The organism is Oceanococcus atlanticus (assembly GCF_002088235.1).
In the GTDB taxonomy this organism is placed as follows: Bacteria; Pseudomonadota; Gammaproteobacteria; order Nevskiales; family Oceanococcaceae; genus Oceanococcus; species Oceanococcus atlanticus.
The window spans coordinates 277,983-301,423 of record NZ_AQQV01000003.1; the positions used below are offsets into that span (position 1 = coordinate 277,983).

26 protein-coding genes and 1 other RNA gene are annotated in these 23,441 nt (G+C 59.1%); 16 read left to right on the forward strand and 11 right to left on the reverse strand.

The annotated features are described in order from the left end of the window. Positions 1-181: 181 nt before the first annotated feature. Genes ATO7_RS12220 through ATO7_RS12230 form a run of 3 tightly spaced genes read left to right on the forward strand, consistent with a single transcriptional unit; the run spans position 182 to position 2,759 of the window. A complete protein-coding gene (locus ATO7_RS12220; RefSeq protein WP_158523196.1) occupies positions 182-595 on the forward strand; it encodes a hypothetical protein in 414 nt (137 codons plus the stop codon). After that, complete coding sequence (locus ATO7_RS12225) at positions 588-1,964, forward strand: phage terminase large subunit (RefSeq protein ID WP_083562084.1); 1,377 nt, start codon at positions 588-590, stop codon at positions 1,962-1,964. The genes ATO7_RS12220 and ATO7_RS12225 overlap by 8 nt, the downstream gene beginning before the upstream one ends. A 3-nt stretch (positions 1,965-1,967) precedes the next feature. Further along, entirely contained in the window at positions 1,968-2,759 is a 792-nt protein-coding gene (locus tag ATO7_RS12230; RefSeq protein ID WP_146680328.1) for a hypothetical protein, read from the forward strand. Between the two features lie 43 nt (positions 2,760-2,802). Here the strand turns inward: ATO7_RS12230 and ATO7_RS12235 are convergent, their stop codons facing one another. Beyond that, complete coding sequence (locus tag ATO7_RS12235; RefSeq protein ID WP_083562088.1) at positions 2,803-3,360, reverse strand: hypothetical protein; 558 nt, start codon at positions 3,358-3,360, stop codon at positions 2,803-2,805. Positions 3,361-3,440: 80 nt separating this feature from the next. Between ATO7_RS12235 and ATO7_RS12240 the strand changes: the two genes are divergently transcribed. Continuing rightward, positions 3,441-3,650, forward strand: coding sequence for a hypothetical protein (locus ATO7_RS12240; protein ID WP_083562090.1), 210 nt, complete (start codon positions 3,441-3,443; stop codon positions 3,648-3,650). Between the two features lie 880 nt (positions 3,651-4,530). On the opposite strand, the gene ssrA is transcribed toward ATO7_RS12240, so the two are convergent. Both ssrA and smpB read right to left on the reverse strand, forming a co-directional pair. Next, positions 4,531-4,891: a transfer-messenger RNA gene (gene ssrA, locus ATO7_RS12250) on the reverse strand. Between the two features lie 89 nt (positions 4,892-4,980). Continuing rightward, positions 4,981-5,457, reverse strand: a complete 477-nt coding sequence (smpB, locus tag ATO7_RS12255) for an SsrA-binding protein SmpB (RefSeq protein WP_083562093.1) — start codon at positions 5,455-5,457, stop codon at positions 4,981-4,983. 167 nt (positions 5,458-5,624) lie between these two features. On the opposite strand from smpB, the gene ATO7_RS12260 reads away from it, so the two are divergent. Next, positions 5,625-7,001, forward strand: a complete 1,377-nt coding sequence (locus ATO7_RS12260) for a sodium-dependent transporter (protein WP_158523197.1) — start codon at positions 5,625-5,627, stop codon at positions 6,999-7,001. Then, on the forward strand, positions 6,979-7,275 hold the full coding sequence (locus ATO7_RS12265) for an RnfH family protein (RefSeq protein ID WP_083562097.1): 297 nt from the start codon (positions 6,979-6,981) through the stop codon (positions 7,273-7,275). Before ATO7_RS12260 ends, ATO7_RS12265 begins: the two co-directional genes overlap by 23 nt. 23 nt (positions 7,276-7,298) lie before the next feature. On the opposite strand, the gene ATO7_RS12270 is transcribed toward ATO7_RS12265, so the two are convergent. Next, positions 7,299-7,661, reverse strand: coding sequence for an outer membrane protein assembly factor BamE (locus tag ATO7_RS12270; RefSeq protein WP_083562099.1), 363 nt, complete (start codon positions 7,659-7,661; stop codon positions 7,299-7,301). A gap of 71 nt (positions 7,662-7,732) precedes the next feature. On the opposite strand from ATO7_RS12270, the gene fur reads away from it, so the two are divergent. Beyond that, positions 7,733-8,161 (forward strand): ferric iron uptake transcriptional regulator, encoded by a 429-nt coding sequence (fur, locus tag ATO7_RS12275; protein WP_083562100.1) that lies wholly within the window; start codon positions 7,733-7,735, stop codon positions 8,159-8,161. 15 nt (positions 8,162-8,176) lie between these two features. Here the strand turns inward: fur and recN are convergent, their stop codons facing one another. Continuing rightward, complete coding sequence (gene recN / locus ATO7_RS12280; protein ID WP_083562102.1) at positions 8,177-9,871, reverse strand: DNA repair protein RecN; 1,695 nt, start codon at positions 9,869-9,871, stop codon at positions 8,177-8,179. Then, positions 9,868-10,743, reverse strand: a complete 876-nt coding sequence (locus ATO7_RS12285; RefSeq protein ID WP_083562104.1) for an NAD(+) kinase — start codon at positions 10,741-10,743, stop codon at positions 9,868-9,870. The genes recN and ATO7_RS12285 overlap by 4 nt, the downstream gene beginning before the upstream one ends. A 102-nt stretch (positions 10,744-10,845) precedes the next feature. Here ATO7_RS12285 and hrcA point away from each other — a divergent pair, with 102 nt between their 5' ends. The 7 genes from hrcA (at position 10,846) to ATO7_RS12320 (ending at position 17,325) form a co-directional block, all read left to right on the forward strand. Then, positions 10,846-11,934 (forward strand): heat-inducible transcriptional repressor HrcA, encoded by a 1,089-nt coding sequence (gene hrcA / locus ATO7_RS12290; RefSeq protein ID WP_083562106.1) that lies wholly within the window; start codon positions 10,846-10,848, stop codon positions 11,932-11,934. Positions 11,935-12,034: 100 nt separating this feature from the next. Then, a complete protein-coding gene (gene grpE / locus ATO7_RS12295; RefSeq protein WP_083562108.1) occupies positions 12,035-12,619 on the forward strand; it encodes a nucleotide exchange factor GrpE in 585 nt (194 codons plus the stop codon). Positions 12,620-12,686: 67 nt separating this feature from the next. Beyond that, a complete protein-coding gene (dnaK, locus tag ATO7_RS12300; protein WP_276206694.1) occupies positions 12,687-14,639 on the forward strand; it encodes a molecular chaperone DnaK in 1,953 nt (650 codons plus the stop codon). A 105-nt stretch (positions 14,640-14,744) separates the two neighbouring features. Further along, positions 14,745-15,872, forward strand: coding sequence for a molecular chaperone DnaJ (gene dnaJ, locus ATO7_RS12305; RefSeq protein WP_083562112.1), 1,128 nt, complete (start codon positions 14,745-14,747; stop codon positions 15,870-15,872). A gap of 9 nt (positions 15,873-15,881) precedes the next feature. After that, entirely contained in the window at positions 15,882-16,694 is an 813-nt protein-coding gene (dapB, locus tag ATO7_RS12310) for a 4-hydroxy-tetrahydrodipicolinate reductase (protein WP_083562116.1), read from the forward strand. After that, on the forward strand, positions 16,691-16,903 hold the full coding sequence (locus tag ATO7_RS12315) for a DUF1289 domain-containing protein (protein WP_083562118.1): 213 nt from the start codon (positions 16,691-16,693) through the stop codon (positions 16,901-16,903). Before dapB ends, ATO7_RS12315 begins: the two co-directional genes overlap by 4 nt. Beyond that, positions 16,900-17,325, forward strand: a complete 426-nt coding sequence (locus tag ATO7_RS12320; RefSeq protein WP_083562120.1) for an acyl-CoA thioesterase — start codon at positions 16,900-16,902, stop codon at positions 17,323-17,325. Before ATO7_RS12315 ends, ATO7_RS12320 begins: the two co-directional genes overlap by 4 nt. Here the strand turns inward: ATO7_RS12320 and ATO7_RS12325 are convergent, their stop codons facing one another. After that, complete coding sequence (locus ATO7_RS12325) at positions 17,326-17,811, reverse strand: DUF7931 domain-containing protein (RefSeq protein ID WP_083562122.1); 486 nt, start codon at positions 17,809-17,811, stop codon at positions 17,326-17,328. It lies immediately after the preceding gene. Next, the gene (gene purB, locus ATO7_RS12330) at positions 17,808-19,175 is read right to left on the reverse strand and encodes an adenylosuccinate lyase (protein WP_083562124.1); all 1,368 of its coding nucleotides are present in this window, start codon (positions 19,173-19,175) and stop codon (positions 17,808-17,810) included. Before purB ends, ATO7_RS12325 begins: the two co-directional genes overlap by 4 nt. A 120-nt stretch (positions 19,176-19,295) precedes the next feature. Here purB and ATO7_RS12335 point away from each other — a divergent pair, with 120 nt between their 5' ends. Further along, on the forward strand, positions 19,296-19,820 hold the full coding sequence (locus ATO7_RS12335; RefSeq protein ID WP_240499474.1) for a disulfide bond formation protein B: 525 nt from the start codon (positions 19,296-19,298) through the stop codon (positions 19,818-19,820). 40 nt (positions 19,821-19,860) lie between these two features. Beyond that, positions 19,861-20,346 (forward strand): ribonuclease E activity regulator RraA, encoded by a 486-nt coding sequence (gene rraA, locus ATO7_RS12340; protein ID WP_083562126.1) that lies wholly within the window; start codon positions 19,861-19,863, stop codon positions 20,344-20,346. Here the strand turns inward: rraA and ATO7_RS12345 are convergent. The 3 genes from ATO7_RS12345 to ATO7_RS12355 all read right to left on the reverse strand — a co-directional run bounded on the left by ATO7_RS12345 (position 20,252) and on the right by ATO7_RS12355 (position 23,295). Beyond that, positions 20,252-20,905, reverse strand: a complete 654-nt coding sequence (locus tag ATO7_RS12345; protein ID WP_083562871.1) for a pseudouridine synthase — start codon at positions 20,903-20,905, stop codon at positions 20,252-20,254. The genes rraA and ATO7_RS12345 overlap by 95 nt on opposite strands. Before the next feature lie 92 nt (positions 20,906-20,997). Next, the gene (locus ATO7_RS12350; protein WP_083562128.1) at positions 20,998-21,453 is read right to left on the reverse strand and encodes a VOC family protein; all 456 of its coding nucleotides are present in this window, start codon (positions 21,451-21,453) and stop codon (positions 20,998-21,000) included. A 48-nt stretch (positions 21,454-21,501) separates the two neighbouring features. Beyond that, entirely contained in the window at positions 21,502-23,295 is a 1,794-nt protein-coding gene (locus tag ATO7_RS12355) for a diguanylate cyclase (protein WP_083562130.1), read from the reverse strand. Positions 23,296-23,441: the final 146 nt, after the last annotated feature.

Consider the following 23,441-nt stretch of genomic DNA (forward strand, 5'->3'; position numbering starts at 1 on the left):
GTGTGGCGGACCACCCCTCCACCATAGATAAATGTAAATCAAGCACTTATAGCGCTTGAATTGCAATACCCAACAATAAAACCAACAAAAAACCAAGCTAACCCGTTAAAAAGCAAACGGGAGAACAAGTGTTTTAAGTGCAAATTCGGATCGTTACGAACTACTAAGCGGAGGCAAACAAATGCCTAGACCTAGAAAAAGACTACCCCCAGGCGCACGCGACTTCATCCTGAAAATGGCCGAAGACGCAGCACTGGCCGAAACCAAGATTGCCCGAGCGCTGGGCATGTCCTTTAGGACGTGGCGCAGGATCGTGCGCGAAGACGCAGACGCTAAAGCCCTATGGGCCGAAGCCCTGGCCATTGAACGCGACGCGGTGCTGGGCCGCATGTACCAGTACGCAATCGAAGGCGACGTTCAGGCGGCTAAGTTCATGCTTGCAGCACGCCACGGGCTGAGAGAGCAAGGCGCAGGCGGTGAAGACGGGCGTTCATCCGTAACGATCAACCTACCTGGCGCGCTCACGTCCAAACAGTATGAACGGCTGATCCAGCCAGCAGACCCGCTAGAGCTTGAGGCACCCGACCATGAATGACGAAGTGACGGTCATTCAGCCCACGGACTACCAGGCGCGCGTGCTGTCTATCCCCGAAGACACGGACATTTGTTTAGCGGGGGGGCGAGGCGGTGGTAAGACTTTTGCCGAGCTATTGCTTAGCGTGCGCCATGTCGAACAGTACGGGAAGAATGCGCGCGTCTTGATTGTTCGCAAGAATTTCCCCGACCTACGCGATTTTGAAACCGAAGCCCGCCACCTGTTCACCAGTGCATACGACAAGGTTTCATTCAATGCGCAAACGCACATGTTCAAGTTCCCGAACGGTGCAACGGTGGCGTTCGATCAGATCGAAAGCGTGGCGGATTTTTCCAAGTTCCAGGGCAAGAGCTTCAGCCTGATAATTGTGGACGAAGCTGGCCAGTTCCCCGACCCCGCGCCCTTGGACTTGCTGCGATCCTGCTTGCGCTCAAAGGCGGGCATCCCCTGCCGGTTCATCCTGGCAGCTAACCCCGGTGGCGCAGGCCATGCGTGGCTGTTTGCACGCCATGTAGTCGGACAAACCCCGTTTGTGCCGTATACCGAGCCCGCTACAGGCGCACGCTTTGTTACAGCACCTTCAACGCTCGAAGATAACCCCCACCTGGATACGCGCTATGCACGCCAGATTGAAGCCGCAACAGCGACAGACGAAGCATTGCGGCGGGCGTGGCTAGACGGTGATTGGAACATTGCTAAGGGCGCGTTCTTTGGCAGCGTGTTTAGTGACGCTCACAACGTCATAGACCCGTGGTTGGAGGTGCCGACCCGTGGCAAGTGGCGCACCTGGATTGCAGGCGACCACGGCACAGCAGCACCTTGCGTGTTCTACATCATGTGCGAAAGCCCTGGCGCTGAAGGCCCGGACGGCAATTGGTATCCAGCGGGCAGCGTGGTGCTATTGGATGAGATCGCATTTGTTGAGTCCAACAGCTTGAACAAGGGCTTAGGGCTGACCATTCCAACAATGGCCATTGAGGTGGTCGAGCAGTGCAAGCAATGGGGCGTGCGCCCTGCTGGCTGCATGGATGACGCTTGCTTCTCCAACCACGGCAGCAACAGCGGCTCACTGGCCGACGAGTACAGACGTGCGGGACTAATCCTGCACCGCGCCGGAAAGGGCGATAGAGCATCACGCTGGGAGCGTATGCGGCGAATGATGCAAGCCGCTAAAGAACGCGAAGAACCAGCACTTTTTGTCAGTCGGCGGTGCCGTTACTGGCTTGAAACAGTTCCATACCTGGATCGACACCCGCAAAGACCTGAAGACGTGGACACACGCGGGCCGGATCACGGCGCAGACGCCGCCGCGTATGGAATTTTCTACAAACCAGCGACCGTTAAGGTCAGAAAAACGAAGGGCTTCTAAATAATGAAACCAGTAGATATGCACGGCAAACGTGCGAACGCAGCAATGGGCGCAGTTAGCGCAGCAGAACGGGCAGCAATTGAGGCCGCACACGCTCCACCGAAACGCTCAATTCCTGGGCGATTCCAAACCGGAATGTTCGACCACCGCGTAGGGCTTCAAGATAAGGACCGCGAAGACCACGTTTTGCAACTAGCCCGGCGCACCTACGCCAAACCCCGCGAAGCGCTAGAAAGCATCATTAGCGCTGAGAAAACGATTCGCGCAGATCGCACCAAGAACCGCGTAGACCATGACTTGCGGGTTCACAAACTGGCCACCAAAGCGAAGGACGAACATCTGGCGGCGAGCCTGAAAGCATCCGACGAGGTTAAGCGCGCCATTGACGAAATCAACGCAACGTTCGACAAGGGCTTTCGGAGCCGTCAGACGGAAAAGCAGGCCGAAGAAATTCGCCGTCATATTAAAGAACTGAAAAGCAAAGAAGACCGCCGGGCCTTTATGGGAAGTGCGGACGAAGACGTTGTCGCCGCCGTACTAAGCTCTAAGCCCTTCCTGTGCGGACTGTCGGACACGGACGTTGTGGCGATCAGGCACGCTGCGGAAAAGCGGTGGTTCCCCGACTTGGTGGCCCGTCGCCAGAAGCTCACAACTGCAAATGAAATGCTGGACGAGATCTATCACGCAGGCATTCGTGAATTGAACAACTTCATTTCACCAGACGCAGATAAGACCGAAGAACTGGCCCGCCAAGCAGACCTAGCGGCTAAAGGCTTGCCGCCCGCACCGCACTAGGCCCGCAGCAAACGAAGCCCGGCAGCTTTCACAGTGTCGGGCTTTAGAAGCGTTTTCTAGCCCCCCAGCGTGCCGCCTCGAATATCTCAGCCTTCCGTAGATTTTTGTCGTAATCATCAAATAGAACGGCACGGATGTTATCCACATCCATGAAGTCCGCGCTAAAGCTATCGTCAAGTTTCTTGTAAATTGGCTTTAGTTGCTTTTTCGGCAGGGTTCTCAAGAACTGCAAATGCCTGAAGCTCATGTAGTGGCGCGCGTCCCACCTCTTAACATGGACGTAAATTGCGAACCCAGCTAACGCCAGGGGCGGCAAACAGAGGAGGTAGGACGGGAAAAACTGAAATACAACAGCGCACGGAATCTGAGCAACCAATGCCATCATGAAACAACTGGTGGGGTCAGTAAGCGCCACCAATCTAGCCCATCGTGCTGTTGGGAAGTCCTTCCAACTGCAATAGGCGAGCGGCAATTCTTGTTCGTATGCCAACCAGTCGAACCAAGCGAGCGCATGTTCAGCGGAGAAATGCCCCCCCGTTTCGCGAGACTCAGCCCCCTGAAAAACCGTTGTGTTCGGATTCTTGTCTTGCTCGGGAATCATGTTGCGTCCTTATGAACCCTGTCCGGATTGTCGCAAAAATAGCGTAGCTGAAACCAAGCAACCTATTTTCAGGACAAGCGATGGAACGGTTTCACCTGTTTTTCGATGAGAACAAGCGCGCAATCGTGATTGAAGATCACCCCGACGCGTTAGACCTTGCGCCATACGACAGGATGGCAACCCGCGCCCGTGGCATGGCCGACGCTCTGACGGCAGAGTTTTGGCTGAAAGCTCACGGGGGCGTGGCGATATACGCAGACGGGCGGCAAGTTGAGGTCGAGCCCATTTAGCTGACGGGATAGTCAGTCGTGGTGCCACCAAATTCGAATTTTGGTCACGAGATACCAAACCAGCCCAATCATGGTCATGAGTACGGGGACAAGCATGTCGTCTTCATTCCCATTCCCACTTTGGGCCATTCCAATTGTTAGCGCCACCCCCAACCAGAATAGTATTGATGACAAAAGAGATTGCATCTTGAGCTTCTTGCTCGTGCCTTGCGTCGTTGTCAGCGCGGCCCCCGCAGCTTTTGACTCTACGGCACTTGCGATCGGAGCACCGCACCGAAGGCAAGAGGGTGCGCGGTCTGACACTTCCGCCGCGCAGTCAGGACAATTAATCAATGGCATGGTTACCCCCAGTCAGCCAGATAAGATGACACCCGAATAATTGGCGTTCGTTATTAGTCGTTATTCGGTCAGATAAAACATACCATGCACGCGTTACCTGAGGCTCACGTTCTGAGTCACGCGCCCTTTAATCTGCGCCCATGAATGAAGACTCATGGATTCCAGCAATACGCAGGCCGGACGGATCGGGCGAAGTGTTCTGTTTCATCATGCGCCACGAACACATACACGCAATCAGGGCGGAACACACCAGCGCCGTTTGCGGATACATGCCCCCCGCTGGCTGGGTGCCTCAAAGCAAGCTGTTCGACGAAGTGACCTGTAAGGCATGCCGGGACACTCTGCAACTCGGGCAGCTCCAGCTAGACCGCACGGACCCGCAATTCAGCAGCTTTCTGGTTTATGAATGAGCCGAAATTGCGCAAAACCGCATCGTGTTGTGCTTTTCGACTAAGCCGTAATGGGAGCGCTTGCTTAATGTGGGGTGGGGGGTTGGGCGGGCCGTCAGGCCCGCCGCAACTTGTTGTTTCTAAACAACATTTGGTGGAGGCGGCGGGAATCGAACCCGCGTCCAGAAGACCTCTACCTTCGGCTCTACATGCTTAGCTCACTGTGAAGTTTTTGACCTGCGCTACCCAGTCAGCGGAGAACGCGCAAGCCTAGCTTCTGTATTGATTTAACCCTTTCACAAGAAGCCAGTGTCCAGGCGATCTCATATGAGTCGATACCCTGATCCGGCACTATGAGCAATGACCGGGAGGGCACTGGCCTATTTAGGCGGCCAGAGCGTAGTTGTCGTCGTTGGCAACTATACTTAGTTTGCTTTGGTGTTTTACGAGGGCCAAAACAACCTCGGCATGCACCTCGGGCGTCGCGAATCCTGTCGAAACCATGTCGCCCCCGGTTGCTGTGCGGCTCACAGAATTTGTGAACCCGCAGCGCTGATCATTATAGACCGGACTGCACTGCGAGAGTTCATCTGCGGTGAAAATCAGCCTTGAACTTTGAGCAGTCGCTGTTTGTCACGGGCCCAATCGCGTTCTTTGATATCGGCGCGTTTGTCGTGCTGTTTCTTGCCCTTGGCCAAGCCAATGTCGAGTTTGGCTCGGCCACGTGTCCAGTGCAGATCAAGCGGAATGAGGGTGTAGCCGGCGCGTTCCACAGCGCCGATCAACTTGTTCAGTTCGGCGCGTTGCAAAAGGATCTTGCGGGTTCGCGTAGGGTCGGGGTTGACGTGAGTTGAGGCCGATTCCAGCGGAGTGATGTGACAGCCGATCAGCCATGCTTCGGCATCTTTGATCAGCACGTAGGCCTCGGCCACGTTGGCGCGACCTTCGCGCAGGGATTTAACCTCCCAGCCTTCAAGGGCCAGGCCGCCTTCGTAGTTTTCCTCGATGGTGTATTCGTGACGCGCTTTGCGGTTTTTCGCAATTATTCGCTCGCCAGCGTTGGATTTGCTCTTTTTCATCAGTTCGGTGCGGTAAGCTTCCGGGCGTGAACAGAATCGGGGGGATTCAGTCCATTGTCGCCACTACAATTGAGCTATTGTCGCAGAAGGCTGGAAGGCCTGTCTGCGCGAGCGTGTCAGCTTGCACGTTTAGCGCCTAAACGCGTCTGAATATGCGCGGACAGGGCATGTGGCGCCTGTCGAACACGCAAGCCATTTTGGTGCTTGCGGTTGCGGCGGTAGGACTTGGTGACATCTGGCGTTTGCCCTCGCTGGCAATCAACCACGGTGGTGGCGCATTCCTGATTGTCTACGTGATCGCGTTGCTGGCGCTTGGCGCGCCGGTGCTTATGGCCGAGCTGGCATTTGGCAAGCTCGCCGGGGCGCGTTTTTCTCCTGCTAGTCGCGAAACCGTGCGTGCGCTGAAATTATCGCGCCTGTGGTTGGTTTTGATTTACACCTTGCCGTTGGCGGGCGTTGCGGTCATCGCGCTGTATGGCTCAATGGCCGGGTGGAGTTTCGGCTACGTGTTCCGTGCGGCCAGCGGCGCGACGCAAAACCTCGATACCGATACCGCCCGCGCCCTGTTTCTGGATCTGGCTGCAGACCCCGAGCGCAGCCTTGTATGGCATACCTTGTTCTGGCTGTGCGTGGGTGTCGCCAGCGCCCAGGGCTGGCGTATGGGCATTTTGCGCGCATCCATGTGGTTTGGCGGGCTGATGGTGGTTCTGGCACTCAGCCTGGCAGACACTTTGCCCACACTGCAGCGCTCGGACAATGGCCTGGATGCGCTGTTTCGGGTGCGTTGGGCGGAACTCGGCATTGATGGATTCTGGGATGCATTGGCGCAGGCCTGTTTCACGTTGAGCGTGGGGCTGGGCATTGCCTACGTGGTCGGGCGGCGGCTGGAAAATACGACTCACACTGCACGAATTGCTGTGGGCGTGGTGATGCTGGACCTGGCATTTTCCCTGGTCATCGGCACAGCGGTGGCCTCAATGGTGGGCGGCGATCAGGTTGTCAGCAGCGGCGTACAGCTGGTGTTTGTTGATCTGGTTGTTGGCCTGGGGCATGACCGAGGGGCGCAGGTCCAGTTCTTCTGCTTGCTATTGCTGCTGTCGGCGAGCTCGGCGGTGCTGTTGATCGAGCCTTTTGTTCAGTCCATTCGTGAACGTTTCCGTTGCTCGCGCGTTGCCGCCGCTGGCAGCATGACGCTGCTGGCCTGGCTGGTGGGGCTGCTCGCCATTTTCAGTTTTGGTCCCTGGCAGGACTGGGAGATCTATGGGCGTGGGGCGGTTGATTGGCTGGTCTATCTTGGCGTCAATCTGCTGGTCCCGCTGAACTGTTTGTTAATCGCCAGCTTTGTTGGGCGCGCGCTGCCTCCGGGGCTGGTGCTGGCCGCCAGTGGTTCGTCGTTGGTCGCTATGGGGCCTTGGTATATCTGGTTGCGCTTTGGCGCCCGCCTGCTGCTGTTGCTGCTGTTGCTGCACACCAGCGGTATCATGGACTTCGTTTTGGAATTTTTTCAGCCTCTCGACACCGATGTCTATCGAAACCACGGGTGATTTGATCGCCGTTGAAGTGGCCTATGCCACGCCTGAAAAACAACACTTGCTGTCACTCAACGTGCCACAGGGCAGCACGGTCGAGGAAGCCGTCCGGCGCAGCGGGATTCTGGACCTGTGCCCGGAAATCGACCTGACCGTGAACAAGGTCGGTGTGTGGGGCAAGATCGGCAAGCTGGGTCAGACCCTTGAGGCACGCGATCGCGCAGAGATTTACCGGGCCCTGAAGGCCGATCCTAAAGAGGCGCGCCGCAAAAGGGCGCGCGAAGCCTAGCGTCTGAAACCTGGGCCGTTGGCCTAGGGCAGGTTGTCGGGCGTCAGATCGTCCGGTTCAGCGGCCTCTTCGTCACCGACCATTTTGGGCGGATTGCTATCGTCGATGCGCTGCAGCAGATCGCCATCGAAGTACATGCTGACCGTGCGGCGGTATTCTTCACCCGCGCCGGTGCGGAAATACACCACATAGTCCCAGCGCCCGGGCGAAAAATCGTCCTGCACCAGCGGTGAGCCCATCAGGTAGTGCACCTGCTCGCGGGTCATGCCCGTTTCCACCTGTTGCAGTTTCTCGTCGTCGATCATGTTGCCTTGTCGCGTGTTGAGCTTGAACACCGGCGAGCAGGCGGTGGTTACAACAAGAATCAAAGGGATCAGCAAACGCATGGAAGCTACACAGTATGGGAAGGCGTGCGATAATACCGGAATAAAGAATCCGGCTCATTCGGAGAGAGAAATTGGAAACCAAGGATTTGCGCAAGGCCGGCCTGAAGGTCACCTTGCCCCGGCTCAAAATTCTCGAGATTTTCGAGAATAACCCGGACGAGCACCTCAGCGCTGAAGACGTTTATCGCCACCTCATGGAGGAGGGCGACGAGAAAATTGGTCTGGCGACGGTTTACCGCGTACTGACGCAGTTCGAATCAGCAGGACTGATTGCGCGTCACAACTTTGATGGGGGGCAGGCCGTCTTCGAATTGGAGCAGGGCAAGCATCACGATCACATCGTGTGCGTGCATTGCGGCAAGGTCGTGGAATTTGTCGACAAGACCATCGAAGACCGTCAGAAGGCTATCGCCGAGGAAAACGGTTTCATTCTCACCGACCACAGCCTGGTCATGTATGGCAACTGCCAGGGCAAGGACTGCGCCGGCCACAGCAAATAGTGCCGGGCCGCAGGTTCAAGCCTGCTGCTGCCCCAAATCAAGCATCTCACGTGCGTGGGCCCGCGTCTGGTCGGTGATTTTCACCCCGCCCAGCATGCGGGCCAGCTCGTCTATGCGGGCCTCATTTTCCAGCGCAATGACGCCGGTTTGTGTTTGGCCATTGCTGACCTGCTTGCTGACCTGAAAATGGGTATCAGCCAGGGCCGCAACTTGCGGCTGGTGAGTGACACAAAAAACCTGATAGCGTGCCGCCAGCGCCTTGAGTTGGCGTCCGACGGTTTCGGCCACGCCGCCGCCAATGCCGACGTCCACCTCGTCGAAAAGCAAGACCGGCACTGGGGATTGATCCAGGCACACCACCTGAATGGCCAGGCTGGTGCGCGCGAGTTCACCGCCTGAGGCCACCTTCGACAAGGGGCCAGCGCTCTGGCCCGGATTCATGGCCACGCGCAGCTCGATACGGTCCTGGCCATGCGGGCCGGGTGGTGCGGCGGGGTTGGGGCTGACGTCCACCTCGCAGCGCGCGTGAGCCAGGCCCAGCGGACGAACAGCCTCGGTGATCGCCTGGCTGAGCGCCTGGGCGGTTTGCTGGCGGCGCTTGGACAAGGCCAGTGCCGCATCCGCGTATTCCTGTTTGGCGGTCTCGAGGCGGGCCGTGAGTTGATCGAGATCATGCTCGGATGATTCCAGCTCGGCCAGCTCGGCGATCAGCTGTTGCCAGTAAGCACCAAGACCTTCCGGCGTGGTGTGGTGCTTGCGTGCTTGACTCTGGTAGCTGTCGATACGTTGCGACAGTGCGCGCAGGGCTTGCGGATCGGGTTCGATTTCGCCGCTCAGGTCTTCGCACAAGCCCGCCGCTTCCTTGAGTTGTATCTGGGCCTGCTGGCACAGCTCGAAGGCTTCGGCAAAGCGCTTGTCGAACGCGCTGACGCTGTCCAGACCCTGAAGCACGCCCTGAATCTGATCGTACAGGCTGCTCTCGCCGGCGTAGAGCTGTTCATGAGCTGCGCCAGCCTGCTGCAGCAGATGTTCGGCTTCGGACTGCACACGGTAATCGTGCTCGAGCTGGGTAAAATCGGATTCACTAGGTTCCAGTTCGTTCAGCTCGTTGAGCTGATAGCGCAACAACTCGCGCCGCTGGCTGAGATCCTCACCTTGCGAGAGGCGCTCGATCTGCTCCTCGATGGCCGAGAGCGCCTGGCTGGCCTGTTTCACTTTGGACAGTTCAGCATCCAGCTGACCGTAGCTGTCGAGCAGTGCGCGCTGTGCTGACGGTTTGAGCAAGGACTGATGCGCGTGCTGCCCGTGTATGTCGAGCAGATGCTCTGACAAGGCTTTGAGCTGATTCAGCTTGGCCGGCGCGCCGTTGATGAACGCACGCGAGGTTCCGGCCGCTTGAATCTGGCGCCGGATGACCAGCTCGCCGCTGTCGTCATCGGGATCGTCCAGACCATGCTGCTCCAGCCACTCACGGGCAGCCGGGTTTTCGCTGACATCGAAAATCGCGGTGACATCGCTGCGGCTGGCGCCATCGCGAACCACCGCCACATCGGCACGCTCGCCCAGGACCAGACCGAGCGCATCAAAGAGTATGGATTTGCCCGCGCCGGTTTCGCCGGAGAACACGGTGAAACCGGTGGAAAACTCAACCGTGATTTCCTGAATGATGGCGAAATCACGAATATGCAGAGACAACAGGCAGGGTTTCATGCGTCGTTGCGGTTGCGGCCCCAGTGCAGTTTGCTGCGCAGAATGCCGAAATAGTCATAGTCGGTGGGGTGAACCAGGCGCATGCTCAAGGCGCTGCGCCGGATCACCAGTTTGCCGCCGGGCGGCAGGTGACTGTCTTTCTGCCCGTCACAGGTGAACAGCGCCGGGTTGTCCGGATCGTTGGCGATATCCACGGTCAATTCGGTCGAGGCCGGCAGCATCAGGGGGCGGTCGCTCAGCGTGTGCGGGGAAATCGGGACCAGGGCCATGGCGTCCAGACTGGGGTGCATCATCGGGCCACCGCTGGACAGGGCATAGGCGGTCGAGCCGGTCGGTGTCGATACGATGATCCCATCGGCGCGATGCTGGCTGATGAATGTGCCGTCGGCGTAGGTGGAAAAGTCCAGCATGCGCACATAGCGCTGATGACGCACCACCACATCGTTGATGGCGATCTGGGCAGGATGCTCGCCCGCCGCGTCGCGGGCTTCGAGTATGAGGCGCTCCTCAACCCGGTAGGCGCCATCGAGTATGCGGCTCAGTGAATCGGAAATGTCCTGCGGTGCGATGTCGACCATGAAGCCCAGCCGACCCAGGTTGACCCCCAACAGGGGCACGCCGGAGGCGGCCAGGGCGCGGCCAGCGTGCAGCAAGGTGCCATCTCCGCCCATCACAATGACCAGATCGCAATGTTGCCCAAGGTCGGCAATGCTCAAGCTTGAGGTTTGACCTTGCAGCAAGGCCGCGCTGTCGCGATCCAGGCGGGTGGGCAGGCCACGGGAGCGCAGGTCGTCCAGCAAGCGACATCCCACGCTGGGCGCCTGCTGCGAGTCGGTTTTCACCACAACCCCTATGGTCTTGAATTCGCTCACGATCGAGGCCGAGCTCAGGAAAAGTTCGCGGCAAGCTTAGCTGATCCATGGGGAAGCTGACGAACGCTTGACTTGTCGGGTGACGATCCCCATTAATGCGCCATGGGTGATCCAGACCGCAACAGCTCCGTCGATACGGCCAATCACGCCGATCTGAGCGAGCGTGCCTGCCAGATTCTTAAGCTGGTGGTCGAGCGCTACATCATGGTCGGCCAGCCGGTGGGCTCGCGTCTGTTGTCGGAAACCAGCAGTCTCAATGTGAGTGCTGCGACCATCCGCAACACTTTGTCCGATCTGGAGCGTCTGGGGTATCTCAATGCGCCGCACACCTCGGCCGGCCGCGTGCCCACGCAGCGCGGCTACCGGTTCTTCGTCGACACCCTGTTAAGCCCGCAGGCGCCCGAGCTGGGTGAATTCCATGCTTTGCGGCATCAGTTGCTGGCGCGTTTGCAAGCCGGGGAAGAAGCCGCGAGCAGCGCCTCGCATTTGCTGTCGCAGCTCAGCCACATGGCGGCGGTGGTCTCGGTTCCGCGGCGTAATCAGTGCCGTTTGCATCAGATCGAGTTTGTGCCGCTGACCGCGCGCAAGGTGCTGGCGGTGCTGGTGGTCAATGGCAGCCAGGTGCAAAACCGTATCTTCGAAGTGTCTGAGCCGGTTTCGGCTGAACGTCTGGCCCAGGCGACGAGTTTTCTCAATGAACGCTATGCCGGACGCGACTTGCTTGCCCTGCGTGAATTGCTCAGCCGCGACGTGCGTGAGCGCTGGGAAAAGATCGATCGCATCATGCGCGAGGTCGCGGTGTTTGCTGAGCAGGTGGCCAATCCGGCATCCCGCAGCAAGCTGGCGGTTTCCGGGCGCGGCAATTTGCTGGCCGGTGATGAGTTGCTCAATCCGCAATACCTGCGAGGGCTTTTTGATGCCCTGGACCGCAAGCGCGAACTGCTCGGATTTCTCGACCGTTGCCTGGATGCGGACGGCATCCGTATCTATATCGGGCGGGAGTCGGGCTACGACATCCTCGACAATTGCAGCTTGATCACGGCGCCGTACCAGGTCGATGGCGAAATGGCTGGCGTGCTGGGCGTGATCGGGCCGCAACGCATGGATTACCGGCGGCTCATACCGCTGGTTGACGCCACTGCAGCCGCGCTGGGCGGTGTACTGAACGGTGACAACACCTCGCGTCAGTGAAAACGGCACGGTGCATGCCTTGAAAGCCGTCGGAACACCCCCAAATAGGCGCCAGCCTGGCCTGTGAGGCCGTATTCACCCACTTCTATGGAGCAAGCGCGTGCAGCAAGAGCCGAACGCCAATCCGGATCAGCCAGAGGGGCCTGATCAAACCGACAACGCGGCTGATCAGAACGTCAGTGCGGCGGGAGAGCCCAGCGTCGATGAGCTCAAGGCTCAGCTGGCCGAAGCGCAGGCCAAAGCCGATGAAAATTGGGAACGCTGCCTGCGTGCCACGGCCGAGCAAGACAATATCCGCAAGCGCGCGGAGCGCGAAGTTGACGCAGCTCGACGTTTTGCGTTGGAAAAGTTCGCACAGGATCTGCTGGCAGTATCGGACAGCCTCGAAATGGGCCTCAAAGCCGCACGTGATGCCGGTGCCGATGAAAAGTACATCGAAGGTACCGCGCTGACCGCCAAAATGTTCGGTGATGTGCTGGCGCGCCACGGCGTTCAGGTGGTCGATCCCAAAGGCGAGAGTTTTGATCCTGCCCGTCACGAAGCCATGAGTGCGGTGCCCAGTGCTGAGGTCGCACCCAACACGGTGATCGATGTGATGCAAAAAGGCTACGTGCTGAATGAGCGCGTACTGCGCCCGGCGATGGTGATCGTCTCGCGCGCGGTGCCGACCGACGGCGCTGCTTGAAAGCGCCCCGGCCATCCCCAATTTAGACACCAATCGGGCGTAACGGCCCCTTTCATGAATACAAGGCGTGGCCAGCAGCCACGCAACACGGAGTAAACAAATGGCTAGAACCATCGGTATTGACCTCGGGACCACCAACTCGTGTGTCGCGGTCCTGGACGGTGAGTCCAGCAAGGTCATCGAGAACAGCGAAGGTGAACGCACCACGCCGTCGATCGTCGCCTACGCCGACGATGGGGAAGTGCTGGTTGGTCGCCCGGCCAAGCGCCAGGCTGTCACCAACCCGACCAACACGCTGTATGCGATCAAGCGTCTGATCGGGCGTCGTTTTGAAGACGACGTGGTCCAGAAAGACATCAAAATGGTGCCCTACAAAATTACCAAGGCCGACAACGGTGACGCCTGGGTAGAAGTGCAGGGCAAGCGTCTGGCACCGCCGGAAATTTCCGCCCAGGTGCTGATGAAGATGAAGAAAACCGCCGAGGATTTCCTTGGTGAGAAGGTCGACTCCGCGGTGATCACCGTGCCGGCCTACTTCAACGACTCGCAGCGTCAGGCCACCAAAGATGCTGGCAAGATCGCCGGTTTGGACGTCAAGCGCATCATCAACGAGCCGACGGCAGCGGCGCTGGCCTATGGCCTGGACAAGGTCAAGGGCGACAAGACCGTGGCCGTGTATGACCTCGGCGGTGGCACCTTCGATGTATCCATCATCGAGATTGCCGATGTCGACGGCGAGAAGCAGTTTGAAGTGCTGGCCACCAACGGTGACACCTTCCTCGGTGGTGAGGATTTCGATCTGCGCGTGATCAACTACATCGCCGACGAGTTCAAGAAAGAGCAGGGCGTGGATTTGAGTGGTGATCCGCTGGCCATGCAGCGCCTCAAGGAAGCCGGCGAAAAGGCCAAGATCGAGCTGTCCTCGACCAGCCAGACCGAAATCAACCTGCCGTACATCACCGCCGATGCCTCCGGTCCCAAGCATCTGACCATGAAGCTGTCGCGGGCCAAACTGGAGTCGCTGGTCGCCGATCTGATCGAGCGCACCATCGAGCCGTGCAAGGTTGCACTCAAGGATGCCGGCATGTCGGCGGGCGAAATCCACGACGTGATTCTGGTCGGTGGTCAGACCCGCATGCCCAAAGTGCAGGAAGCGGTCAAGAACTTCTTCGGCAAGGATCCGCGCAAGGATGTGAACCCGGATGAAGCCGTAGCCGTAGGCGCAGCCGTGCAGGGTGCGGTGCTGTCCGGTGACGTCAAGGACGTGCTGCTGCTGGACGTGACCCCGCTGTCGCTGGGTATCGAGACGCTGGGCGGTCGCATGACCAAGCTGATCGAGAAGAACACCACGATCCCGACGCGCAAATCGGAAACCTTCACCACCGCGGACGACAACCAGTCGGCGGTCACGGTCAAGGTCTACCAGGGTGAGCGCGAGCAGGCTGCCGCCAACAAGATGCTCGGCGAGTTCAACCTGGAAGGCATTCCGCCGGCGGCCCGTGGCACCCCGCAGATCGAAGTCACCTTCGACATCGACGCCAACGGCATCCTGCATGTCAATGCCAAGGACAAGGCCACCGGCAAGGAACAGTCGATCACGATCAAGGCCTCCAGCGGTTTGTCCGATGACGAAATCGAAAAGATGGTCAAGGATGCCGAGGAGCATGCCGAGGAAGATCGCAAGTTCCGCGAGCTGATCGAAGCGCGCAACCAGGGCGAAGGTCTGGTGCACGGTGTCGAGAAGTCGCTGGAAGATTTGGGCGACAAAGTCTCCGATGAGGAGAAGACCAGTATCCAGGCTGCAGTGGACGAATTGAAGGAAGCCCTCAAGGGCGATGACAAGGACGCCATCGAAGCCAAATCCAAGGCTTTGGCGGAAGCATCGTCCAAGCTGGCCGAGCAGGCTTATGCGGCGCAGGCGGGCGAAGCCGCGGGCGGTGCAGGCGATGCTGGCGCGCCGCCGCAGGATGACGTGGTCGATGCCGAGTTTGAGGAAGTCAAGGACGACGACAAGAAGTAACGCCGCCCAGGCCGCGTAACATCAAGGCGCGAAGAGTAAGCTCTTCGCGCCTTCGTCGTTTCCGGCGCACCCGTTTCATCGCCCGACCAAACCAGCCCTACGCCCATGAGCAAGCGTGATTATTACGAGGTTCTTGGTGTCAAACGTGACGCCTCGGCCGCAGAGATCAAAAAAGCCTATCGCCGCCTGGCGATGAAGCATCACCCGGACCGCAATCCGGGCGACACCAAATCCGAAGAGCTGTTCAAGGAGGCCTCGGAAGCTTACGAGGTGCTCGCCGACGAAGAGAAACGGGCGACTTATGACCGCTATGGTCATGACGGTCTCAAGGGCATGGGTGGCGGCGGTGCCGGTGGAGCCGGTTTCGGCGATGTGTTCGGCGATATCTTCTCGGATATCTTCGGCGGCGGCGGCGGCGGACGTGGCCGTGGCGGTGCACGACGCGGTTCGGATCTGCGCTACAACCTCAGCATCACGCTGGAAGAGGCGGCCTTCGGCAAGGAGGTCACGATCAAGATTCCGCGCTGGGACAACTGCTCGCCTTGTGGCGGTTCAGGGGCCAAACCCGGGACCCAGCCTCAGACCTGTCCGACCTGTCACGGGGTGGGTCAGGTGCGCATGCAGCAGGGTTTTTTCTCGGTCCAGCAAACCTGTCCGCAATGCCGTGGTCGCGGTCAGATCATCACCGAATACTGCCCGGATTGCGGTGGTGAAGGGCGTCAGCGCAGCGAGAAGTCACTCAAGGTCACGATCCCCGCAGGGGTCGATACCGGCGACCGCATTCGTCTTTCGGGCGAAGGCGAAGCCGGCGAGTTGGGCGGCCCGAACGGTGATCTGTATGTGCAGATCGACGTCAAAACGCACAGTTTCTTCAGCCGCGAAGACAGCGACCTGATCTGTCAGGTCCCGATTGATTTTGCCACGGCGGCGCTGGGCGGTGAACTGGAAGTGCCGACGCTGGTCGGCAAAGCCAAGCTGCAAATTCCGGCCGAAACGCAGAGCCACAAGGTCTTCCGCCTGCGTGGCAAAGGCGTCAAATCGGTGCGCGGCGGCGCCACCGGCGACCTGCTGTGTCAGGTTGTGGTGGAAACGCCGGTTAAACTGAGCAAGAAACAGAAAGAGTTGCTTGAAGCTTTCCGTGACTCTCTGCAGGGCGGCGGCGACAAGCACAATCCCAAGGCCAAGTCCTGGCTGGACAAGGCCAAGGATTTTCTTGAAACACATATCAACTGACGGGCTGACATGAACAAAGCATGGCGTGTAGGTGTGCATGGCGCGGGCGGACGCATGGGCCGCGCGGTGATCCAGGCGTTGCATCAGCATCCGCAGTTGTCACTGAGCGTCGCCACGGATGCGCCCGGTTCCAGCCTGATTGGCACGGACAGCGGTGAACTGGCCGGCGTGGGTCGCAATGCTGTGCTGCTGACCGATCAGCTGGATCAGGCCGCTGCCCAGTGCGACGTGGTCATCGATTTCAGTCGTCCGCAAGGCACCCTGTTGCTGGTCGAGGCGCTGGCCGCCAGTGATGTCGCCCTGGTCACCGGGACAACCGGGCTGGCGGCGGCCGAGCAGGCCAAACTGCTTGAACTGGCGCAGTCGCGGCCGGTGGTGCAGGCGGCCAATTTCAGCGTGGGCGTCAATGTCTGCGTCAAGCTGACCGAAATGGCGGCGCGCATCATGCACGGCATGGCCGACATTGAGATCATCGAAGCACACCACAAGCACAAGGTTGATGCGCCATCCGGTACCGCTTTGCGTCTGGGCCAGGCCGTGTGCGATGCGCTGGATCAGAATCTGGATGACGTTGCGGTCAAGAGCCGGGATGGCAACATCGGGCCGCGCCCTGACGGCACCATCGGCTTTTCGACGGTGCGTGGAGGCGACATTGTGGGTGAGCACACGGTACTGTTCGCGGCCGAAGGCGAGCGCGTCGAAATCACCCACAAAGCCAGTTCCCGCATGAACTTTGCCACCGGTGCGGTGCGCGCGGCGGCTTGGCTGCGCGAACAGCCTGCCGGTCTTTACGACATGACCCACGTGCTGGGGCTTGAGTGAGCGAAGCGACGCCGGTGGTCTCCCCGTGCATCGGGGTTTGCGAGCTCAGCGACGAGGAGATTTGCCTGGGTTGCGGGCGCACGCTGCAGGACATCGCGGTGTGGTCTGGCGCAGATGAGGCGCGCCGTCGTGAGATTGTCGAACAGGCCCGACGCCGCCTGATACAGGACGCCGCCACCGGCGGCATACAAGGACAAACACAAACATGAGTCGTGAGCGATCACTGCGCAGCAATTTTGATTTTGCCAAAAGTGTGGAAGTGCGCTGGGGCGACATGGACACGCTGGGCCATGTCAATAACGCCAAGTATCTGACCTACACCGAAAGCGCGCGCATTGCGTTCTTCGACGAGGTGTTTGCCGGCGATGAGAGTTTCATGAACGGGCAGGGCCCTATCCTGGCCGGTATCAGCTGCAACTACCATCAGCAGGTGCACTATCCGGCCATGCTGGAAGCGGCGGTGGGGTTCAAGCGTATGGGCACCAGCAGCTTGGTACTGGCCTGTCCGATTTTCCTGCGTGGTCAGGACGAGGCGGTGGCGGATGTCGAAACCACCCTGGTGTGGTTCGATTACAGGGCGCAAAAGCCCATGCCCGTGCCGCAACGCCTGCGTGACCGCTTCGGGGTGTAGCTAGCTGAGCTGGCGAAATTCCAGGCTGGGCACCGAGTCCAGCCAGGCGGCATCAAAATCATCGCGCAGGTTGTGGGCGCCGATTGGGTCATCTGCCGCATAGCTGCTTATCAGATTGTCCGGGTGATTGCGCTGCAAATGCGCTTTGCGATCGGCGATCCACCAGTCGTGTGTAAAACCATGCTGGCTGCTGCTCGGTTCATGCACGCTAAAGCGTGAACTCAAACGACGCAGCAGCGCAATGAACAGATCGGCATGGGGGCGCGCATGGCGCGGCTCGCTGACCAGGACTTTGACCTTCAGTCGGCGCTCGTCCAAAAGTTGGTATTTGAGCGCATCCAGCAGCTGCGGATCACGAAACAACGCGGGTTCCATGGCCATGGTGGCAATGTACAGGCTGCCGCGTGCCTGCCCAACAAGCTCGATGGCCGCATCGCGCAAGGCAATGCGGCCCTCCACAGCCTGTGTGCGCTGCGTCTCGCTCACAGCGCCTTGGCTTGCTCGACGGCGTTGCCGATGTAGCTGGCTGGAGTCATAGCTTTAAGGCGCGCCTTGGCCTCATCGGGCATATCCAGACTGTCCACGAAAGTGGCCAGCTGATCGGACGTGATGCGCCGCCCGCGGGTCAGTGCCTTGAGTTTTTCATACGGTTGTTCAATGCCGTAGCGGCGCATGACGGTCTGAATCGGCTCGGCCAGCACTTCCCAGTTGGCGTCCAGATCGGCGGCCATGGCATCGGCGTTGGCCTCCAGCTTGCCCAGGCCTTTGTTGAGTGCCTGGAAGGAGATCACCATGTGACCGATGCCCACGCCCAGATTGCGCTGCACGGTGGAATCGGTCAGGTCACGCTGCCAACGTGAAATCGGCAGTTTTTCCGCCAAGTGGCTGAGCAGACCATTTGCGATGCCCAGATTGCCCTCGGCATTTTCGAAATCGATCGGGTTGACCTTGTGCGGCATGGTCGATGAGCCGACTTCGCCTTCCACGGTTTTCTGGCGGAAGTAGCCCAGCGAGATATAGCCCCAGATATCGCGCGACAGGTCAATGATGATGGTGTTGATGCGGATCAGCGCGTGGAAGTACTCGGCCATGTAATCGTGCGGCTCGATCTGGGTTGTGCCGGGATTCCAAGTCAGCCCCAGGCTGCCTACCACCGCGCGTCCCAGGGCATCCCAGTCGACATCCGGGTAGGCGGCGTAATGCGCATTGAAATTGCCCACCGCACCATTGATCTTGCCCAGAATTTCAACCTTGGCGAGCTGTTCGCGCTGGCGTCGCAAGCGGTGTACGAACACGCCGATTTCCTTGCCCATGGTGCTGGGCGAGGCCGGCTGGCCGTGGGTGCGCGACAGCAGCGGCTGTTCGGCCAGATCATGGGCCAGCGAGGTCAGCTTGTCGATCAGGCCATCTACGTACGGCAACACGCAGTCGCGTCGCGCGGTATCCAGCATCAGCGCATAAGCCAGATTATTGATGTCTTCCGAGGTGCAGGCGAAATGGATGAACTCCATGTTCTGAGCCAGCTCCGGGATCAGTTTGATTTTTTCCTTGAGGAAATACTCGATCGCTTTGACATCGTGATTGGTGGTGTCCTCGATGGCTTTGACGCGCTGGGCGTCTTCCATCGTGAACTTGCTGAACACGTCGTCGAGTTTTTGATTGGCCTCGTCGTCGATCGCGGCAACTTCAGCAATACCAGGCGTCGCGGCCAGTGTTTGCAACCAGCGGATTTCAACCAGCAGGCGATGACGGATCAGGCCGTACTCGGAGAAGATCTCGCGCAGTTCCCAGGTTTTGTCAGCGTAACGTCCGTCGATCGGGGACAGGGCAGTCAAGGCATTCAGGCGCATGAAGAATCGTGTTGTAAAGTCAGACCCGCTATTCTAGTCGATCGGCCCGTTCGGCTGTGGCGGGAACCTTCTGCGCGTTCCTTCCCTCCAAGCTCACAATTTGTCCAAGACACCCTGCACGTGAACGAAAACACTCTGTACCGACTGCTCAGTTTGATGGGCGCATTGATCTGTGCCGGCGCGATGGGTTTCGCGCTGTACCTTCAGCACGTTCAGGGCCTGGAACCCTGTTCCATGTGCGTGTTTCAGCGTGTGGCCATGATCGCCGCCGGAGTGTTTTTTCTGTTCGGGGCCGTGTTCGGCCCGGTCGGCCTGGGGCGCATGATCTGCACCGGTCTGGCCGGTTTGTCTGCATTGGCCGGGCTGGGCATCGCGGCGCGGCATGTGTGGTTACAGTCGCTACCGGCTGATCAGGTGCCTGCCTGTGGTCCCGCGCTGAACTACCTGATGGACGTAATGCCGTTGTGGGAGGTGGTTCAATCGATACTGCGTGGTGATGGCAATTGCGCGGTGATCGACTGGTCATTTCTCGGGCTGAGCCTGCCAGCGTGGACAGGGGTGGGTTTCTTCCTGCTCGCGGACTGGGCCCTGATGTGTATCATCCTGCCCAGGATCCTGGCCCGTCGCCAGCACGCTCACGCTTAGGCTTCACCAGGTTTTCGGCCCACTTCGTACGAGTCCACGCATGTCATTCGCCACCACTGATCTTTCCGACAAATACACTCACGCCGTGCAGGTCGCGGAGCCGATTTTTCGAGATTTCGGTGGCAAGCTGGCATTTCATGGCCCGGCAAAAACGCTGAAGCTCTTCGAAGACAACACGCTGGTTCGCGCCAGCCTGGAACAACCCGGCGAAGGACGGGTATTGGTCGTTGATGGTGGCGGTTCCATGCGCTGCGCCCTGGTTGGTGATCAATTGGGCGAGCTGGCGGTTAAAAACGGCTGGGCCGGCATATTGGTGTATGGCTGCATTCGTGATTCCGCCGTGATCGCCACCCAGGCCGTTGGGGTCAAAGCGATGGCCACGCATCCGCGCAAAAGCCTCAAGAAAGGCGTTGGCGAGGAGGATCTGACGGTCAGCTTCGCCGGCCTGACGATCGTCCCCGGGGCTTGGGTATATGCCGATGCGGATGGGGTTGTGGTGAGTGCCGAGGAGCTGCAGTCGGTCTGAGCCACTGTGCCGGTAGCTCGCGCCGCACATCCACTTCGCGCCATTGGCCGGGCAACAGACTGCCCAAGGTGATCGGTCCTATGGCGGCCCGAACCAGGCGCAAAGTGGGATGCCCAAGCGCCGCAGTCATGCGCCGTACCTGACGGTTGCGACCTTCACTGATGCGTAGCTCAATCCAGCAGGTTGGAATGGTTTTGCGCTCTCGAATCGGCGGGATGCGTGGCCATAGGTCGGGCACGTCGATGCGCCGTGCCTGGGCCGGGCGCGTGGGGCCATCCTTGAGCGCAACTCCCTGGCGCAATGAGGCCAGGGCGTCATCGCTGATCTCGCCTTCTATCTGCACCCAGTAGGTCTTCTCCAGCTTGAAGCGCGGCGAGCTGATGCGATGCTGTAAACCACCGTCGTCAGTGAGCAGCATCAAACCTTCGCTGTCGTAATCCAGACGACCTGCCGGGTACACCTCGCCGAGCGTGATGAACTCAGCCAGGGTTCGCTTTTCTCCTGATTCGGAAAATTGCGAAATAACCTGGAATGGTTTGCAAAAAGCGAGGGTCGGCAGGGCGATCTCCAGGAGGTCTGCGTCTATGTATGGTTGCCCGCAAATCCGGATGTTGTCGAGCGTGGTCAGTCCGCTTGAGGCTGCAGGCGGGGTTACCAGCTGCCGGTGTTTGGCATGTCGACCCACGGTTGCTGTGGCGGCAACGGGTCGCCGGCTTGCAGCAATTCAATCGAGATGCCGTCGGGCGAGCGGACGAATGCCATGTGGCCGTCTCGCGGTGGGCGGTTGATGGTCACTCCACCGTCGGCCAGACGTTGACAGGCCGCATAGATATTTTCGACCCGGTAGGCCAGGTGTCCAAAGTTGCGCCCGCCATCGTAGTCTTCCTGTGCGCCGTTTTCATCCGGCCAGTTGTAGGTCAGCTCAACCATGGGGCCTTTTTTGTCGCGTGCGCGCTCTAGGTCGTCAGGGGCACTCAGGAACACCAATGTGAAGCGGCCCTGTTGGTGGTCGTAGCGACTGACTTCGCTCAGCCCGAGCAGGTTGCAGTAGAAGTGCAAGGCATCATCAAGATTGGCCACGCGGACCATGGTATGGAGATATTGCATGTGGCTTGGCTGTTGCGGTGCTGAAAGGGGACGCTATGGTCGCACGTCCTAGCTGACGTCGGGGCTGTCCGAGTTGTTGCTGCGACGTTGCGTATTGAGTCGGCGCACGTTGCGATTGCTGGGTTCAAGCGCACGGCAAACCCGATTGCGACCCTGGTCTTTTGCTTGGTATAGCGCCTCGTCGGCGCGTCGTAGCAAATCGGTCGGGGTGATGTCGCCCGGGTGCAAGGAGGCCAGTCCGATGGACACGGTCCAGTGCAGGGTCACGCCGGAAGCCAGTGGCAGCTCTTTTTCCTGCATGGCCAGGCGTAAGCGCTGCGCGGCTTCGACCGCTTTGTTGGCGTCGATCTGCGGCAACAGCAGAACGAATTCCTCGCCGCCGATACGTGCAGCAACATCCGTCTTGCGCATGAGTTGGCGCATGGTGTCGCCGACAATGCGCAGAACCTGATCCCCAACCGGATGTCCGTGGGTATCGTTGATCTGTTTGAAGTGGTCAAGATCCAGCATCAGCAGGGCGAGGTCCTGCTCAAAACGCAATGCGCGAGCAAATTCCTGATCCAGCTCCGCCATGAAGTGACGGCGGTTGAATAACCCGGTCAGCGCGTCTGTGCGCGCTTGCAGGCTCAGCTTATCCTGCAGTGCCTTTCGGTCGGTGATGTCCGTGAACGCGACCACAACTTGAGGATGGTCATCCTCATCGCCGGGCATGGGAAACGCATCCACCTTGACCCAGGTCGGATTGGGCTGATTAGGGTGTTCGATGCCGAGTGTGGCATCGCGGATGGGGCGGCCGCTTTTGATGACCCGGGGCACCGGGAATTCGTGTGCTTCGAGCACCCTTCGATCTTCATTCAGGAGGCGCCAGTTGCGGTTCAGGGGTACATCACGGTCGGCCTGCGACATGCCCAGCAGACGTTTGGCGGTGGGGTTGCCGTACTCCACGCTGGTGTCGTAATTGTGAACGACTACCGCCGTAGGCAGGTTTTCCAGCAATTTTTTGAACTTGGTCCGGCTGCGTCGCAACGCGGCTTCATTGAACTTCTGTTGCGTGATGTCCTGAATCATCGAGATGAAATGCAGCGGCCGATTGCTTTCGTCGCGCACGATGCTGACATCAAGCTGGATGTAGATGATGTGACCATGCCGATGGTAGTAGCGTTTCTCCATTCGGTAGGTGTCGCGCTGCCCATCCAGCAGCGCTTGAACATAAGCCAGATCTGCACCGAGATCATCAGGGTGGGTGATTTCCTGAAAGGTCAGCGCAGTCAGTCCAGCTTCGCTGTATCCGAGCATGTCGGCCAGCGCTTTGTTGACGGTCACGAATTGACCTTTGGTGGACACGGTGGCCACGCCAATCGGAGCGGCCGCCTGGGTCAGGCGAAAACGCTTTTCGCTCTCCTGCATCTTGTCCAAGGCATCTTGCAATTCATCATTGCGCGCAGCCAGCTCATCTTTCATGCGCCGGTGATCATCAATGAAGGTAGATGCTTTGGGAACCAAAAACCACAGCACCGACGCGGTCATAACAGACACCAGCGCGGTAAAGAACTTTACCCCCGCCGACGTGGCGTACATCGGCCGCCAGATGTTGATGATCTCGATGACATGAGTGACACCGCAGGCTGTGATGAACGCGCCAAACATCAAGAAGATGCCGCGGAATTTGAGGTCAGGTTGCTTTCTGGTAAACCACAGCAGGGCCATGGGAATAGAGAAGTACGACAGCGCAATGACGATGTCGGAGCCGACCAATGTCCACAACAGGCCTGGTTTCCACAGCAGGCAGTAGCCGTGCGGCAGAAATCCGGAGTTCGCTTGCATGAACTCGCTCAGTGCCATGTTGATGTCCGTTGACGGGCTCGATGGCCCTCACGGTGCCACTCCCAGCGTGAAAACAACGTGAGGATGAGGGTGGTTTGCAAAGGGCAGATGGCGCCCGATTCCGGTACAGTGCGACAGCTTTTATTCCAGATTCGTAATAAGCG

Bases quoted from the DNA above. Each gene is read 5' to 3' on its own strand.
- ATO7_RS12225 (WP_083562084.1), top strand. From the start codon at position 588: ATGAATGACGAAGTGACGGTCATTCAGCCCACGGACTACCAGGCGCGC.
- ATO7_RS12235 (WP_083562088.1), bottom strand. From the start codon at position 3,360: ATGATTCCCGAGCAAGACAAGAATCCGAACACAACGGTTTTTCAGGGG.
- ATO7_RS12350 (WP_083562128.1), bottom strand. From the start codon at position 21,453: ATGCAATATCTCCATACCATGGTCCGCGTGGCCAATCTTGATGATGCC.
- rraA (WP_083562126.1), top strand. From the start codon at position 19,861: ATGTCATTCGCCACCACTGATCTTTCCGACAAATACACTCACGCCGTG.
- dapB (WP_083562116.1), top strand. From the start codon at position 15,882: ATGAACAAAGCATGGCGTGTAGGTGTGCATGGCGCGGGCGGACGCATG.
- ATO7_RS12260 (WP_158523197.1), top strand. From the start codon at position 5,625: ATGTGGCGCCTGTCGAACACGCAAGCCATTTTGGTGCTTGCGGTTGCG.
- ATO7_RS12270 (WP_083562099.1), bottom strand. From the start codon at position 7,661: ATGCGTTTGCTGATCCCTTTGATTCTTGTTGTAACCACCGCCTGCTCG.
- hrcA (WP_083562106.1), top strand. From the start codon at position 10,846: ATGGGTGATCCAGACCGCAACAGCTCCGTCGATACGGCCAATCACGCC.
- dnaJ (WP_083562112.1), top strand. From the start codon at position 14,745: ATGAGCAAGCGTGATTATTACGAGGTTCTTGGTGTCAAACGTGACGCC.
- ATO7_RS12265 (WP_083562097.1), top strand. From the start codon at position 6,979: ATGTCTATCGAAACCACGGGTGATTTGATCGCCGTTGAAGTGGCCTAT.
- recN (WP_083562102.1), bottom strand. From the start codon at position 9,871: ATGAAACCCTGCCTGTTGTCTCTGCATATTCGTGATTTCGCCATCATT.
- ATO7_RS12220 (WP_158523196.1), top strand. From the start codon at position 182: ATGCCTAGACCTAGAAAAAGACTACCCCCAGGCGCACGCGACTTCATC.
- smpB (WP_083562093.1), bottom strand. From the start codon at position 5,457: ATGAAAAAGAGCAAATCCAACGCTGGCGAGCGAATAATTGCGAAAAAC.
- ATO7_RS12230 (WP_146680328.1), top strand. From the start codon at position 1,968: ATGAAACCAGTAGATATGCACGGCAAACGTGCGAACGCAGCAATGGGC.
- ATO7_RS12240 (WP_083562090.1), top strand. From the start codon at position 3,441: ATGGAACGGTTTCACCTGTTTTTCGATGAGAACAAGCGCGCAATCGTG.
- purB (WP_083562124.1), bottom strand. From the start codon at position 19,175: ATGCGCCTGAATGCCTTGACTGCCCTGTCCCCGATCGACGGACGTTAC.
- ATO7_RS12355 (WP_083562130.1), bottom strand. From the start codon at position 23,295: ATGGCACTGAGCGAGTTCATGCAAGCGAACTCCGGATTTCTGCCGCAC.
- ATO7_RS12320 (WP_083562120.1), top strand. From the start codon at position 16,900: ATGAGTCGTGAGCGATCACTGCGCAGCAATTTTGATTTTGCCAAAAGT.